The sequence below is a fragment of the Allobosea sp. P1_A7 genome, assembly GCF_056406775.1.
In genome coordinates this window covers 14,740-29,705 of sequence record NZ_JBFTZN010000050.1, presented here as the reverse complement: position 1 = coordinate 29,705, position 14,966 = coordinate 14,740, and the positions used below count along the sequence as shown (strand labels likewise).

Below are 14,966 nucleotides of genomic sequence, written 5' to 3'. Positions count from 1 at the left end.
CACGAGCGTTAATTCTGCCTGCCTCTGCGTTCGCGCCGGGCAGAATCTGTGCTTTTCGAGAAGGATCGACCTGTTCGTGTTGCCGGCAGAATGAAGGACGGTGTCGCTCTTCCCCATTTTCGTCTCTCGCTGCTCGGACGATTCGAGCTGGCAACGCGCGATGGCATCGTCCGGCTGCCGAGCCGGAAACTGTCGGGTTTGTTGGCCTATCTGGCCTGCACGGCGCCTCAACCCCAGCCGCGTGAAAGGCTGGCCCACCTGCTGTGGGGCTCGCATTTCGAGACACAGGCCCGACAGAACCTGCGGCAGGCGATTTTTCGGCTGCGTCGGATTTTAGGCCAGGAAACGCTCGTCAGTACCGACGACGAGGTCTGGCTCGCGCCCGGCGCGATCGATTGCGATGCTGTTCGCTTCGAGGCGTTGATCACCGAGGGAGGGGCTGCGTCGCTCGCCGCGGCCGCCGATCTCCACCGGGGTTCGTTTCTGGCCGACCTGAATATCGAAGAAGACGCGTGGCTGAGTTGGCGCGCCTCGCTGCGAGGACGCCTCGAAGGCCTGGCGCTCGACGCCATGGTCAGCGAGAGCCAGGACGCGATGCGGGCGGGGAACGAGGAGGCTGCGCTCAAGGCGGCTCATCGGGCCATCCAGGTGAATGCCCTGCGTGAGGATGCGCATCGGGTCGCCCTCCAGGCGCTCGTCGCGATGGGACGCAAGGCCGAGGCGCTCAGGCATTATCAGGATCTCACAGCGCTGCTGAGGCGCGAGCTCGGCGCGGCGCCCGATGCGGTCACGCAGGCGCTGGCAGCTGAGCTTCGCAGCGCAGCGCCGCCAAGTGTGCCAAGTGTTGCAAGCGCGCCGCGCGCGAGCGGCGAACGGCATCCCACAGCTTCCGGGACAGTAGAACCGCCTGTCGCAGCAGGGATCGTGGCGGCGCGAGACGGCGAGGCCCCGACGAAGGGGCTTCGCCCGGATGCTCTGGAGCAGCGCCAACTGACGATCCTGGTTTGCGATCTGGTCGGCGCGATCAGCCCCTCAGCGAGCCCCGATCCCGAAGATATCCACGATCTGATCGCCGCCTTCCACGCGACCGTCGCCGATGTCGCGGCGCGATTTGGCGGCTTCGTCGCCCATTACCAGGGCCATGGCGTTGTCGTGTATTTCGGCTATCCGGCCGCCCATGAGCATGATGCCGAATGCGCCGTGCGCGCCGGCCTTGCTCTCCTTGCCGCCATCGGCAGCCTGGCCGCGCCGTTGGCCGGGGCGCTGCAGGCGAGCGTCGGCATCGCCACCGGGCTCGTCGTCGTCGGGGAGAAATCGACAGCGGACAAGAATCGGCAGCATGTCGCGACGGGCGAGGCCCCGGCCCTGGCGGCGCGTCTGCAGGGCAGTGCGGCAGGGGGCGAAGTCGTCATTGCCGCGAGCACGCAGCAGCTTGTGGGTCGGCAGTTCGCCTGCCGGGCGCCCGCGGTCCGCAGCGACGCGCAACAGCCGGAAGCATGGCAGGTCCTTGAAGCATGGCAGGTTCTTGAAGCGTGGCAGGTCCTTGGCGAGATCGCCGGGGTGAGCCGCTTCGATGCACGGCGCGGCGCCGTTCTCAGCCCGCTCATCGGCCGCGAGGAAGAGATCGCGCTGCTGCTTCGCCGGTGGGATCAGGCCGGTGCGGGGGAAGGGCGTGTCGTTCTGATCTCGGGCGAGCCTGGCATCGGCAAGTCGCGCCTGGCCGAGAGCGTGCCGGCCCGGACCGGCTCCGGGCCCGATTCCCTCCTGCGCTATTCCTGTGCTCCGCATCTTGCACAGAGCCCGCTGCATCCGTTCATTGCCCGTGTCCAGCAGGATGCCGGCTTCAGCCCCGACGACAGCGCCGGCGCGAGGCTCGACAGGCTGGAGGCGTTGCTCGCGCCGACATCGCTCGATATGCCGCGCGACGTGGCGCTCCTTGCCGAGCTGACCGGAGTGCCGCTGGAGGACCGCTACCCCCCGCTGGCGGCCAGTCCGCAGCAGAAGCGCGAGATGACGCTCGGTCTGCTCCTCGACCGGATCGAGCGCGCCGCAGCCGGGAAGCCGGTCCTGATCCTGTTCGAGGATGCGCACTGGCTCGATCCGTCGTCGCTCGATCTGCTCGAGCGCCTGGTGAGCCGCGCCGCCCGGCTGCCTCTGCTGCTGCTGGTCACCTGCCGGCCCCAATTCCAGCCCGGCTGGCTCGACCAGCCACATGTCACTGCGCTGTCGCTCAGCCGCCTTGGCCCGGGCGACAGCACCGGCATCATGCGCGGCGTCGCCGGGGACAGGGCGCTCCCCAATGCTGTCATCGGCCAGATTCTGTCGCGGGCGGATGGCGTGCCGCTGTTCATCGAGGAACTGACACGCTCGCTCCTTGAAAGCGGGCTGTTGCGTCAGACCGGGGACGGCTGGGTCCTCGACGGGCCCCTGCCGTCAGTGGCGATCCCGACGACGCTGCAGGCCGCGCTGGTGGCCCGGCTCGACCTGCTCGGCCCGGCAAGGGACGCAGCCATGATCGGCGCCGCGATCGGACGGGAGTTCTCGCACGAGCTGATCGCTGCGGTGTCGGGTCTTGCCTCCGCGGAGCTCGAGACAGCGCTCGCGCGGCTGCTGGAATCCGGCCTCGTCTCGCGCCGCAGTGCATCGTCAGGGCAAGGCTACGTCTTCAAGCACGCGCTCGTGCAGGATGCTGCCTATGCCACGATGCTCAGGAGCCGGCGACGCGACCTGCATGCGACGATCGCCCGGACGCTGATCGATCAGTTCCAGGCCTGGGTCGAAGACCAGCCCGAGCTCGTCRCTCACCATTTCACGGAAGCCGGGCTCGGGGGCGAGGCGGTCGGCTACTGGGTCAAGGCAGCCCGGCTGGCGCAGGCGCGCTGGGCCAACCGCGAGGCCGCCGGGTTCTTCGAGCAGGCCTTGCGTGTTCTGGCCACACTCCCCGAGACCCGGGAGACGCACGAGCAGGCCATCGATCTCCGGTTCGAATCGAAGGCATCGCTTCTTCCGCTCGGACAGTTCGAGCGCATCATCGGCCATCTTCGCGAGGCCGAAAGCCTGGCCAGACGCCTGGACGATCAACACCGCCTGGCGCGGTTCGCCTTCCATATGTGCCAGACCCTGGCGCTGGGCGGCGATTCCGCGGAAGCCGCGGGTTTTGGCCAGCAGGCGCTGGCGCTGGCGGATTCGCTTGGCGACGTCCCACTCCAGATGGCGGCGACCCTGTTTCTCGGGACGGCCTGCTTCTCGACGCTTGAGTTCCCCCAGGTCGAGCCGCTCTTCGTGCGAGCGCTGGAGTTGCTCGATCGTCAGCCCCGCTTCGAGCGATTTGGTCTCGCTGGATATCCAGCCGTGACGGTCCGTGCTTTCCTGGCGCGGATCCATGCCGAGCAAGGCAGGTTCGAGCAGGGCATCCTGCATGGCGAGGAGGGCATTCGCATCGCGCTGGCGGTCGATGATCCGCTCGGCCTGACGATCGCCTATTGGTGTCTCGCCGACCTCCTGGTCATTCGCGGCGAGTTCGCCGAAGCCATAACGCGGTTGGAGCGCGCTTGCGTCGTGGCCCGCGAGTTCGACCTGCCCTTCATGGCCGCGGGCAGTACGGGCACGCTCGGCTATGCCTATGCCCTGCTGGGGCAGACCGAGCGAGGCCTGCCTCTGCTGGAGCAGGCGCTGAGCGCTCTGGAAGCCATGGGGCATCGCTTTGGCCAGGCCCTGTTCCTGGTGCCCCTCGGGGATGCGCATTTGCTCGCCCTGCCATCATGGCCTCGGACATCTGCACCTGCGCGCAGGCCGGCCGGCCGAGGCTCGCAACCAGCTCGAGATCGCCACGACGATGTACCGCGAGATGGGCATGCGCTTCTGGCTGGATCAGGCCAATGAGGCGGCGGATCAGTTGCCATAGCGGGCGGCCTCGGGGCCGGCTCACGGCATGAAGGCCTGGCAGCGTGGAGGCACTGCATCGCGACCGCGCGATCTCGCCGATGGCGCGACTGCGTGGTTCAGGCCGGTGCGATCGGGAGATGCGCCACTTGCGCGCCGACCCCGTAATAGGCCTCCCTGACGCCCCGGAAGGCCGGGATGGCGAGTTCGGATACCGGCAAGGGCATGCCGGCGAGATCGATCTCGCCAAGGATGAGCCGGGCAAGTTCGCGCCCGAAGACGGTGCCCGGCGCGATGCCGCGGCCGTTGTAGCCGCTGAACCCGATCGCGTTCGGTCCGTAGCTGTGCAGCCGCGGCAGGTGATCCGGCGTCATGCCGATCTTGCCGTACCATTCCGTTTCGAGCTCGAATTCGCCAAGTTGCGGAAACAGCTTCCGGATATGCCGCTTCACCCAGGCGCGATGAACGCTCAAGCCCGTCCCGCGCAATGCGCCGACGCTGCCGACGATCAGGCGCCCCTCCGCATCGAGCCGGAACCCGCTCAAGATGGTCTTGGTGTCCCAGCCCGCGCCGCCCTGCGGCAGGATGGTCTTGCGGATATTGTGGCCGAGCGGAGCCGTCGAGACGTGGAAATAGGGCAGATGCACCTGCTCCTCGCGGATGTTGGCGGTCGCGCCGGTCGAATAGGCGTCGGTCGCCAGGATGAGCCAGTCGGCGCTGACGCTGCCGCCGGCGGTCTTGACCAGCCAGGCGTTGCCGCTGCGCTCGAAGCCGGTCACCGCGCTGCCGGTGTGGATGATCGCGCCTTCGGTCATCGCRGCGCCCGCCAGGCCGCGCGCATAGGCGAGCGGCTGGATCGTGCCGGCGCGCGGGTCGAACAGCGAGCCGGTATAGCCCGCAGCCCCGGTCCTCGCCTGCGTATCGTCGGCACTCAACAGCTCGACCTTGGCGCCGAGCTTGCTCCACTGCGCCTGGCGGGCCTGAAGCTGCTTCAGGCCGCTTGCGCCGACGGCGCAATGATAGGTTCCGCGATGGTCGGTCTGGCATTCCATGCCATAGCGTTCCGTGAGCGCGAAGACCTCGCGCGGCGCTTCGCCGAGCAGTGCGATCAGGCGGTTGCCATGAACCGGGCCGAGCGTGGCGATCAGGTCGTCGGGCATCACCCAGAGACCGGCATTGACGAAGCCCGAGTTGCGGCCGGATGCGCCGAAGCCGATCTCGACCGCCTCCAGAACCATGACCTTCTTGCCGCCCCTGGCGAGATGGAGCGCCGCCGAGAGCCCGGTATAGCCGGCGCCGACGATGGCGACGTCGGCGGATGCGGCTTCGCCCAGGACCGTGGTCGGCGGGGCAGGAGGGGCTGAGAGTTCCCAGAGCCCGTGCGAACGCTTGTCCCCCAGCATTGAATCGGCTCCGCTCTGTCAGGTCCGTGAATGGCTTGGTGCAGGCGCAACATTGTGCAGGCGCGGAGGGCGCCCGCAGATGTCAGGCCTTCGCTTCGTCGTCGGGGTGGCCCATCTCGCAGAACTTGCCGCCGAGATAGCGGCCCGTCGGAGACTTGGGGTCGAGAGCCGGCGCATTCGCCTCGACCTTGCCGCGAAACGGCTCCGAGCTGTCCTGCGGGTGATAGCCGAGATGGTTGGCGCCGCTATTGTCGACCGCCTTCACCGTGTTGTCCGAGGTGCCGAAGGAGATGGTGTGGCCGACGAAAGGCGCCGTCAGCGAGGCTTCGACGAGGCGCACGCAGTCGGCGAAGGAGAGATAGGACCACAGCATCCGCCGGTCGACGGGCTCGGGGAAGGACGAGAAGATGCGCAGGCACGCCGTCTCGATGCCGAACTTGTCCCAATAGAGCCGGCTCAGGCTTTCCACGAAGGTCTTGCCGACGCCGTAGAGGCAGTCAGGCCGAACCGGCGCATCGACCGATATCTGCGCGCCGATCTCATGGAAGCCGATCGCATGGACGGATGAGGCATAGACGACGCGTTTGATCCCGTGTTTCCGGGCGCCCTCATAGATGTGGTAGGAGGCGCGAATGCTGGAATCGAGGATGGTCTGCCAGTCCCGCTCGGTCGGCGCGCCGCCGAAATGGACGATGGCATCGCAACCCTCGGTCGCCGCGATCGTCGCCTCCATATCCGCAAGATCGAAGATCGCCTGTTCCTCATGGGAGGCAAGCGGGCCGAGCGGCTCGCGATCGGCGACACGGATCGTCCCGGCGAGATGCGCAAGCCCGGTGCGAAGATGAGAGCCGAGGCGGCCGGCCGCGCCGGTGATCAGGATGCGGTCATAATGGGGCATGCGGTCCTCGCGTCGTCACAGGCTGACCGCCGCACCAGGCCAGCGCGGCGGCGATGGGGAGAATCGGCGTTCCGGATCTCGTGGCACGGCGTCATCCGGGGGAGGGCAGTTCGCCGCGCTTCAGTCCGGCTTCGACCGCCGCGATCTCGGCGTCGCTGACGTCATATGCGGCCTTGGCCATCTCGGCCGAGACATAGCCGAGCGCAAGGTCGCGCAACACCGCGGCGCGGCTGCGCTCGGCGGCCGGGCCGTAACCGGCGCCACCGGGAAGCGACAGCATGACCTTGCGGCCCTCGGGAACGGCCTGACGCCCCTTGCCGGCCATGGCCCTGCCGTCGTCGAGGCGGATTTCGGTCGCGCCGCCATCGGCTCCGCCAAGGCGCCCGCGCGGCGGATGCTTCACGCGGTCGAACATCGCGGACATGTCGAAGACATGGCCCTCGACCGCGCCGACCTCCATGAACTGGCCGAGCCCGCCGCGAAAGCGGCCGGCGCCGCCGGAATCGGGCCGCAATTCCTTGCGCCAGATGATGATCGGGCCGGCATGCTCGGTTGCCTCGATCGGCATGGTCATGACGCCTGAGGGGAAGGCGGTGGTGTTCATGCCGTCGAGCGTCGGGCGTGCGCCCGATCCGCCGCAATTGAACATCAAGACCTCGGCGCGCCTCGCCCCGGAAAGACGCGCCGCCTCCGAGGCCGGACGCAGCGAGACCTGGAAATTGCAGAGCGGTCCTGCGCCTTCGGCTGGAACGGTCCTGGGCAGGAGCTTGTCGAGCGCATCATAGACCGTGTCGGGGATGAGATGGCCGATGACATGGCGCAGCGCGACGGGCGCCGGATGCAGCGCGTTGACGATGGTGTTCTCCGGAGCCGTGATGCGGAAGGGCTCGAGGGAGGCCGCATTATTGGGGATCTCGGGCGCAATCGCGCATTTCAAGGCATAGCAGGCATAGGCCTTGGAATAGACCATCGGGCAGTTGATGCCCTTGGGGTCGACGCCCGACGAGCCCGCGAAATCGACGCAAACCTCGTCGGCGCCGATCGTGACCTTGACCTTGAGCAGGATCGGCGTAGCGAAGCCGTCGCTGAGCATGGCGCCCTCGGCTGCGCCGGGCTTGAGCGCCGCGATCTTCTCCAGTGTCGCCCGTCGCGAGTTCTCGAGGATGAAATCGCCGACCTGCTCCAGTCCGTCGAGGGCGAATTCGTCGAGCATGCCGGTCAGCCGGCGATGGCCGACATCGTTGCAGGTCGCCAGCGCGAAGATGTCGCCGACGACCTGGTCGGGTTCGCGGATATTGCCGCGCACCAGCCTGACGAAGGGCTGGTCGACCTTGCCCTGGTCGGCGAATTTCATGATCGGGATATAGAGGCCTTCCTCATAGACCGAATTGGCGTCCGCCCCGAAGCCGCGGCCGCCGATATCGACGACATGGGCCGTGCAGGCGAAGAAGCCGACATGCCTCCCCCGGTAGAAGGAGGGCGTCACCACGGTGATGTCGTGCAGGTGCCCGGTCCCCATCCAGGGGTCGTTGGTGATGTAGATATCGCCTTCGAGGATGTTGCCGGGGCCGATCTCACGGATGAAATGCGCGACCGCGTCGGCCATGGCGTTGACATGGCCTGGCGTGCCGGTCACGGCCTGGGCCAGCATCAGCCCGGCCCGGTTGTAGACGCCGGCCGAGAGGTCGCCTGCCTCGCGCACCGAGGTCGAGAAGGCCGTGCGGATCAGGGCCTGGGCCTGCTCCTCGACGATCGAGATCAGGCGGTTCCACATCACCTGCAGCGAGACGGTGGAGAGCGTCATCATGGTCAGGCCTCGATCATGTCGGCGAGACGGGCTTCCACCGCGTCGGTGCTCTGCTTGAAGACTTCGATGCAACCATCCGAGCGGCAGGTCGCCGCGCAGCCGGCCGGCACGATGATCGTGGTTTCATCCTCGACGATGACGCAGGGGCCGGCCACGAGCCGGCCGATTGCGACCTCCGAGCGCGCGAACACGCCGGCCGTCACCCGAACGCCGAGCGCAGGGTCGAAGACCTCGCGCTGTGCGGTCGCCGTCAGCGGCGCCAGGGCGCCCAGCCCCTCGGCCCGCACCGGCACCGTCTTCGCCGTGCTCGCATTCACCGCCCAGACGGTGATCTCTATGTCCAGACCTTGGACGGTCCTTGAGAACAGCTTGGCGTATTCGGCCTCGAACAGGTCGCGATAGGCATCGATCGTCGGTGCGGCCCGGCTGACATCGATCGGGATTTCCCAGCCTTGGCCGACATAGCGCATATAGACCTTGGTCTCGACGCTGAGCGGCGCCTGCGCGTCGCAGGAGCGGACGAAGCTCGTAGCCTCGCTTTCGAGTTCTGCGAGCAGGCCGCGCACCAGCGAGGCGTCGAAATCCGCCAGGCGCATATAGACGCTGCGCGTCGCCTCGAAGCTGAACGGCGCCCGCAGGAAGCCGATGGCCGAGCCGACACCGGCCCCGGGCGGCACCAGCAGGCGCGCAATGCCGAGCTTCTCGCAGAGCCGTCCGGCATGGAGCGGCGCCGCGCCGCCGAAGGCGATCATTGTATAGCCGGAGAGATCATCGCCATTCTCGACGGCGTGGACGCGGGCGGCATTCGCCATGTTCTCGTCGACGACCTCGACGATGCCGAAGGCGGCGGTTTCGCCGCTCATCCCGAGCCGTTCGCCGATCGCAGCCGTCACGGCTGTGCGCGAGGCGGCTGTGTCCAGCTCCATGCTGCCGCCGGCGAAATTGGCAGGGTCGATCTTGCCGAGCAGGAGGTCGGCATCGGTCACGGCGGGCCGTGTGCCGCCGCGGCCATAGCAGGCGGGGCCGGGCTCCGAGCCGGCGCTCTCCGGCCCGACGCGGATCTGGCGCATCGAATCGACCTGGGCGAGCGAGCCGCCGCCAGCGCCGATCTCGACCATGTCGATCACCGGGATCGAGATCGGCATGCCCGAGCCCTTCTTGAAGCGGTAGCTCCGTGCCACCTCGAAGACCCGGCTCGTCTTCGGTGTCTGGTTCTTGATCAGGCAGATCTTGGCCGTCGTCCCACCCATGTCGAAGGAGAGCACCCGGTCGAGGCCGAAGCGCGCGGCGACATCGGCGGCATAGATCGCGCCGCCGGCCGGGCCGGATTCGACGAGGCGAACCGGGAACTCCGCCGCCCCTTCGAGCGACATGATGCCGCCGCCGGAATGCATCAGGAATATCGGGCAGTCCGCACCTTCGCCAGCCAGTCTTGCGGCCAGGCTGGCGAGATAGCGCTTCATCATCGGCTTGACATAGGCATTGGCCACCACCGTGTTGAAGCGCTCGTATTCGCGCATCTGCGGCGACACCTCCGACGAGATCGAGACCGCAAGACCCGGCATCCGCTCCAGCAGCACCTCGCGGACCAGCCGCTCATGGCTGGGGTCGAGATAGGAATGGATCAGCCCGACCGCGACGCTCTCATAGCCCGCTTCTGCGATCTGCTCGGCCAGCGCGACGATATCCGTGCGCCGGAGCGGGATCAGCGTCTTGCCGCTGGCCGCGACGCGCTCGCGCAGCGTGTAGCGCCGGTTGCGCGGCAGCAGGGGCTGGGGCAGCGTCAGGTTGAGGTCGTATTGCTCGAACCGGCTTTCGGTCCGCATCTCGATCACGTCGCGAAAACCTTCGGTCGTGATCAGCGCCGTCTTCGCGCCGCGGCGTTCGATCAGAGCGTTGGTCGCAAGCGTCGTGCCGTGGATGATCCGGCCGATGGCGGCGGGCGTCACGCCCGCCTTGGCGCAGACGCGGTGCATGCCCTCGATGATGGCGCGCTCGGGTGCGTCATAGGTGGTCAGCACCTTGGCGGAGTAACTTTCGCCCCCGATTTCCAGCACGACATCCGTGAAAGTGCCGCCAATATCGGCGCCCAGATTGCCTTGGGAGGATGCAGCGCCCCTCATCGAAACCACCTTTCAGTGCAAGGAGATGCCCGGCGCTGCGGGAGAGCCGAACCTCCAAAAAGATGGCCGCGATCGATGATCACGTCTAATTATTTGATTGTCTCGTGATGATAGAAAATATTGATCCTGTGGCGCGGTCCCAGGCGGCGCAGACCGGGGTTCTCGATGCAGATCACGCTCAAGCAGATCGAAACCTTCGTCCGGCTGGCCTCGCTCAGGAATTTCCGCCGCGTCGCCGAACAGATGAACACGACGCAGCCGAATATTTCGGCGCGGATATCGGCGCTCGAGACGGTCCTGAACCTGCGCCTGTTCGAACGCGATGCCGGATCGGTCGTGCTGACGGATCAAGGCAAGAGCGTGCTTCCGCTCGCGGCGCGGGCGCTCGAGGCGACCGAGGCGCTGCTCCAGGCGGGCGATGCGGCGAGCCGGCAATCCATCCTGAAGCTCGGCGTCGCGGAAACCGTGGCCCAGACCTGGCTGCATCGCTTCCTGCGCGAGATGGCCGTGCGCTTTCCCGAGGTCGTGGTCGAGCTGAGTGTCGACCTGACCTTCAATCTCCAGCGCAACCTCATGGACGGCTCACTCGACATTGCCTTCCTCAACGGGCCGATCTCCGACCTTTCTGTCACCAATCTGCCGCTGGGGACGGTGGCGCTGCCCTGGGTCGCTGCCCCCCGGTTTGCCGCAGCCTTGCCCGACCCCGTCGGGGCCGATGACCTCGCCCGGTTTCCGATCCTGACCCATGCCAAGAACACGCGGCCCTATGCGGAGGTCGTCGACTACTTCAAGCGCAACAGCAGCCGGCTCAGCCGCCCGGTCTCGTCGAGTAATCTGGCGGCCTGCCTGAACATGACGCTGGATGGCCTCGGCATCGCGACCTTGCCGTCGCCGCTGGTCGAGCGCTTCGTCGAATCCGGCGAACTCGTCGCCCTCAACTGCGATTGGGTGCCGACCCCGATGAGTTTCACCGCATCCTATGTGACGATGCCGGCGCGGCCGATCGTCGAGGCCGCGGCGGAACTCGCCGTCGCGGTCGCCGACTGGAAGCCGAACGCGGCCTGACCGGTTGATCGTCAATGCTGAGACCAGGTCGGCTGCGCCCGTGCGATGAACGAACTCCGGCGTCGCGCGTTGTCCACCGGCGCGAGCGTTCGGGAGGCATGATGGACGAGGGGAAGCAGGAACTCCGGCGGGCATTCAAGCACATCGAGCGGGAGGTTCCAGAGCGGTTCTCAGCAACATTGCGTTGGCTGCGGCACCCGGCCTCGCGTTGGGTTCGACTGCCCGTGGGGCTTCTCCTGATCGTCGGCGGCATCTTTTCGATCTTACCCGCGCTCGGGCTTTGGATGCTGCCTCTTGGCCTGTTGCTGATCGCCGCAGACTTCCCGCCATTGAGAAAGCCGATGGCGCGCTTTGCTCTTGCCACCGTGAATCTATGGATCAGGCTGCGGGCGTGGTGGCAACGACGACGCAATCACGCTCCCTGATGCGGGCCGGGACGTTGCGCCCCGATTTCGGCAGGCGGTCGAGGCTGACTTCACACGGTCGTTGCTGGGGCGACGCGCCGCGAGTCTGCACTGGCGTCTCGGACGCGAGCCAGGAACCAGCCGACATCCATAATGGTCCCCGTGACGTTTCCGCAGTCAGCGGAAACGTCGAGTGATCGCACAAATCCAGCGATGCGCGGCCAGCGTCCGAACGTCATGTGGCGATCGAACGACGCTTCAGGTCGCTACCGAAAGAACGCGAGGAGGATGATGAGCGGAAGAGGAATGCCGAGCATCCAAAGCAAAATACCGCGACCCATGATGATCTCTCCCGGTGGAGGCCTTTGAACCCGCACCCACAGAGAGTGTTCCGGAAGGGTCGCTGACCGGCGGACGTTTGGCGACTGCCGACGCGGAAAAGGCCTACTCCCTGCGATGCGCTAGAGGGGTCGGCCCAATAGCTTCGCGACCGCGGCCGAGCGTGAGCCCGCCTTTGCAACGGCCATCTTCAATTGCTCAAGGCTCACGCCCCATTTTTGGGTCCAGTATTTGACGTCGTGAGGTTCATTCAGATTGATGCGGGCGCGGTCTTGCGCGTCGCGGTTGGTAAGATCGTCCGGCATGGTAACCTCCTTGGAGCCCCATGGAACCGCAATGTCGCAACGATGTTCCTCAGCGACGAACGCTTCCTGTGGCGTTCTGGCTCGGCCTTGCGGCTGAAGCGCACTCGTACGCAAGGGCGCCTCGCTCTGGTGCGGTAACGAGCGACTGGGCGTGATTCTGCGCGGGCTGTAATGGACTCGCGGATTCTTGATGGATCAGCCGGTGGGAACAAAGGACTTGAACAGCGGTTCCCCTTTCGTGGAGACGACTGCGCCGGCCATCGGATCGTCGATCGAATTGTTGGCCAGACAATCCGAAGAAGGGAGGGACTCTCTTCTGACACATCTTTCGAGTATCGAATGAAAGCTCGATCAAGCGTTCACTATTAGGATATGCGCACGAGGTAGGTAGACGTTTTCATGGATACACCGTCTGAAACCTATCGGCTTGCGCTTCCCTGGTACAAGCAGTCGGATTTCGATGAACTCTGGGCGCTTGCGGAAGACCGAGCAGTTTTGCCGCGGTCCTACTCCGAGTGGCACCAGCGTGCTTCGGGCGTCTATTCCCGGTTCTTGAACGCGGGAATGGCAATCCAGATCGTGACGGTTCGGCGCACCCCGCTCCTGAAATGGCTCTCGGATCATGGGCTGCGCAACACGTCGGCAGCGCGACGGCTCTATGTCGAGGATTGCGCCGTCGCACGSGCGAGACTGGTCCAGGGATCAGCCATGGCGTGGGTTACGCTCTCGGACCAGTGACCGTCTCGAGATCGACTGAGACCGCGTTCCGACCGGCCCTTTGGTGTGCTAGATGGAGGACGACGTCATGGTGAAAGACGGACACGGAAACCCTCTTCCCCCCGAGCAGGATTTTACATCCCGAACCGATGCCCGCCCGTCCGAGGAGGGACTGGCGGACGGGACATCTGACCTGATCACACGGACGGCGCAGAATCATGGGGTCGCCGTCGACGCTGTGGAGGCGGCGTTGGCAGCGCTTCGTCGAGGTCGGGGGACGATGGCCCAGTTTTCTCACCCTGCCTTCGGCGGCATGGCCCAATGGTCGACCGGCGGAATGAGCATGATCGGTGACATGTTCAATACTGCGACCAAGGCGAAATTCGACGGTGTTCTTGGGGATCTGGCGGACGCGCTTCGGCGCGGCGAAGGCGCGATGGAAGCGCCACATGCCGCAAACGAAGCCGAGGCGCGGAAAGACCGGGAATCCAGGAGCTGGCCAGCAGAATTTGGGGACGCGGCAACGGCTGGTAGCCAAAACGACATGCGGTATGCGTTCTTCCCGACAGCGCGGCGCCTGGTCATCGATGATGGAACTAGGYGAACGGTCTACGACACCGGCGAACACGTCATTTCCGGGGTTTCGCAACAACAGAGTTTCGACCGGACGCTGACCTTTCACAGCCAGCTCGGGGCGGTGAATCCAGGGGATCTCCCGGTCGTTCCTTAGCGCGGCAGCGACCGATCGCTGACGAGGGGACGGGAGTGGTGCGCCGTTCAAAAACAATGCTGCAGTGCGGGATCATTTCGAGCCGTGAACGGTTGGGCTCTCATGCGCAGTTGAAAGCGCCCGGCAGGGGATCTGCGCGTGAGAAATCCTTTTCGATCGCTGTTGAGAGCAACGCGCGCCGCAAACAGGAGCGCGGCCCGCTCAACTGCCCTCATCCGAAAGCTGACAAAGCTGCCGAAGCCGGCACGCGCCAAGAAGACCACCAAAACGGCCAAACGGAGCGCGGTTCCGCCGCGCAGACCCGCGGCGGGCAGTTTCATCAGCGATCGATTCAGTGGAGCCAAGGGCACACTGCGCTACAAGCTCTACACGCCCATTGGCTCAACCCGCAGGCGCTTGCCCCTGTTGGTCATGCTCCATGGTTGCACTCAATCGGCTTCGGACTTCGCGTCCGGAACAGGCATGAACGATGTCGCGGACGAACTCGGCTTCCTCGTGCTGTATCCCGAGCAGGCGGCGTCGGCCAATATGGCACGCTGCTGGAACTGGCATCGGCCTGCCAATCAAAAGCGGGGCTCCGGCGAACCCGCGATGATCGCGGCGCTGACGCGAAACGTGCTCACCCTCTGCAAGGGTAACCCCACGCGCGTGTATATTGCGGGCATCTCCGCGGGAGGCGCGGCAGCGGCGATCGCTGGCGCGGCGTATCCCGATCTCTATGCCGCGGTAGGCGTCCATTCCGGCCTCTCGGGCGAGGCCGTCAGCGGCCTGACGCAAGCCCGCCTGGCCATGCGGCAGGGGCCAGGATCAAATCCTCCGGCTCCGACCGGACAGATCGCCCAGCCGCCTCCGACGATCCTCTTTCACGGCGATCGCGACACGACGGTACATCCGGCGAATGCGGACGGCTTTGTCCATCGATTGCGACAGTCCTGCGGATCGACGCTTGCGGTCGAGACCCGCACCGGACGATCTGATCGAGGGCGTGATTTCACCCGAACAAGCTACCGTCCCCTTGGCGGCGATGTCCTGCTGGAGACATGGCTTGTCCATGGTACTGGACACGCCTGGTCCGGCGGCAAAGTCTTTGGGGCGCTTACGGACAGTGCCGGACCCGACGCCTCCAAGGAGATGGCGCGCTTCTTCCTCGTTCGAAGGCTAAAGATCAAGACGGCGCTACGTGCACCCGAGGCCCGACGACCAACCGCTTCCAAAGGGAAGAGCTTCAGTCCGGCTTGAGGCCTGATACGCGTCCTGACGCAGGTCCGTCGGCGCAGCCGGGAAGCGGACCTC

At 66.1% G+C, this 14,966-nt stretch carries 12 protein-coding genes; 6 read left to right on the top strand and 6 right to left on the bottom strand.

All coding sequences use genetic code 11. The features are described 5' to 3' along the window. Positions 1-90: 90 nt before the first annotated feature. A complete protein-coding gene (locus AC1D34_RS11220) occupies positions 91-3,882 on the top strand; it encodes an AAA family ATPase (protein ID WP_476824251.1) in 3,792 nt (1,263 codons plus the stop codon). 119 nt (positions 3,883-4,001) lie between these two features. Here AC1D34_RS11220 and AC1D34_RS11215 read toward each other — a convergent pair whose 3' ends face one another. The 4 genes from AC1D34_RS11215 to AC1D34_RS11200 all read right to left on the bottom strand — a co-directional run bounded on the left by AC1D34_RS11215 (position 4,002) and on the right by AC1D34_RS11200 (position 10,113). After that, on the bottom strand, positions 4,002-5,285 hold the full coding sequence (locus AC1D34_RS11215; protein WP_441504536.1) for an NAD(P)/FAD-dependent oxidoreductase: 1,284 nt from the start codon (positions 5,283-5,285) through the stop codon (positions 4,002-4,004). 82 nt (positions 5,286-5,367) lie between these two features. Beyond that, positions 5,368-6,183, bottom strand: coding sequence for an NAD-dependent epimerase/dehydratase family protein (locus AC1D34_RS11210; RefSeq protein WP_441504535.1), 816 nt, complete (start codon positions 6,181-6,183; stop codon positions 5,368-5,370). A gap of 91 nt (positions 6,184-6,274) precedes the next feature. Continuing rightward, positions 6,275-7,996, bottom strand: a complete 1,722-nt coding sequence (locus tag AC1D34_RS11205) for a hydantoinase B/oxoprolinase family protein (RefSeq protein WP_441504848.1) — start codon at positions 7,994-7,996, stop codon at positions 6,275-6,277. Further along, positions 7,993-10,113 (bottom strand): hydantoinase/oxoprolinase family protein, encoded by a 2,121-nt coding sequence (locus AC1D34_RS11200; RefSeq protein ID WP_441504534.1) that lies wholly within the window; start codon positions 10,111-10,113, stop codon positions 7,993-7,995. The genes AC1D34_RS11205 and AC1D34_RS11200 overlap by 4 nt, the downstream gene beginning before the upstream one ends. A 165-nt stretch (positions 10,114-10,278) precedes the next feature. Here AC1D34_RS11200 and AC1D34_RS11195 point away from each other — a divergent pair, with 165 nt between their 5' ends. Together AC1D34_RS11195 and AC1D34_RS11190 are read left to right on the top strand one after the other, a co-directional pair. After that, positions 10,279-11,178 (top strand): LysR family transcriptional regulator, encoded by a 900-nt coding sequence (locus AC1D34_RS11195; RefSeq protein WP_441488433.1) that lies wholly within the window; start codon positions 10,279-10,281, stop codon positions 11,176-11,178. A gap of 101 nt (positions 11,179-11,279) precedes the next feature. Continuing rightward, entirely contained in the window at positions 11,280-11,603 is a 324-nt protein-coding gene (locus AC1D34_RS11190) for a hypothetical protein (RefSeq protein ID WP_441488432.1), read from the top strand. A 440-nt stretch (positions 11,604-12,043) separates the two neighbouring features. Here the strand turns inward: AC1D34_RS11190 and AC1D34_RS11185 are convergent, their stop codons facing one another. Further along, entirely contained in the window at positions 12,044-12,226 is a 183-nt protein-coding gene (locus AC1D34_RS11185; protein WP_441504532.1) for a DUF3606 domain-containing protein, read from the bottom strand. Positions 12,227-12,625: 399 nt separating this feature from the next. Between AC1D34_RS11185 and AC1D34_RS11180 the strand changes: the two genes are divergently transcribed. Both AC1D34_RS11180 and AC1D34_RS11175 read left to right on the top strand, forming a co-directional pair. Beyond that, positions 12,626-12,964 (top strand): hypothetical protein, encoded by a 339-nt coding sequence (locus tag AC1D34_RS11180; RefSeq protein WP_441504531.1) that lies wholly within the window; start codon positions 12,626-12,628, stop codon positions 12,962-12,964. Between the two features lie 52 nt (positions 12,965-13,016). Then, complete coding sequence (locus AC1D34_RS11175; protein ID WP_476824250.1) at positions 13,017-13,673, top strand: hypothetical protein; 657 nt, start codon at positions 13,017-13,019, stop codon at positions 13,671-13,673. Positions 13,674-13,720: 47 nt separating this feature from the next. On the opposite strand, the gene AC1D34_RS11170 is transcribed toward AC1D34_RS11175, so the two are convergent. Further along, positions 13,721-13,993 carry a hypothetical protein gene (locus tag AC1D34_RS11170; protein ID WP_476768306.1) on the bottom strand — a complete coding sequence of 91 codons (273 nt, stop codon included), beginning with the start codon at positions 13,991-13,993 and terminating at the stop codon, positions 13,721-13,723. Here AC1D34_RS11170 and AC1D34_RS11165 point away from each other — a divergent pair. After that, positions 13,887-14,912: an extracellular catalytic domain type 1 short-chain-length polyhydroxyalkanoate depolymerase gene (locus AC1D34_RS11165; protein WP_441504847.1), complete on the top strand. Its 1,026-nt coding sequence runs from the start codon at positions 13,887-13,889 to the stop codon at positions 14,910-14,912. The genes AC1D34_RS11170 and AC1D34_RS11165 overlap by 107 nt on opposite strands. Positions 14,913-14,966 lie beyond the last annotated feature (54 nt).

What these genes read in the sequence shown, in the direction of transcription:
- AC1D34_RS11200 (WP_441504534.1), bottom strand. Translation starts at nt 10,113, where the DNA reads ATGAGGGGCGCTGCATCCTCCCAAGGCAATCTGGGCGCCGATATTGGC.
- AC1D34_RS11195 (WP_441488433.1), top strand. Translation starts at nt 10,279, where the DNA reads ATGCAGATCACGCTCAAGCAGATCGAAACCTTCGTCCGGCTGGCCTCG.
- AC1D34_RS11190 (WP_441488432.1), top strand. Translation starts at nt 11,280, where the DNA reads ATGGACGAGGGGAAGCAGGAACTCCGGCGGGCATTCAAGCACATCGAG.
- AC1D34_RS11210 (WP_441504535.1), bottom strand. Translation starts at nt 6,183, where the DNA reads ATGCCCCATTATGACCGCATCCTGATCACCGGCGCGGCCGGCCGCCTC.
- AC1D34_RS11170 (WP_476768306.1), bottom strand. Translation starts at nt 13,993, where the DNA reads ATGAAACTGCCCGCCGCGGGTCTGCGCGGCGGAACCGCGCTCCGTTTG.
- AC1D34_RS11185 (WP_441504532.1), bottom strand. Translation starts at nt 12,226, where the DNA reads ATGCCGGACGATCTTACCAACCGCGACGCGCAAGACCGCGCCCGCATC.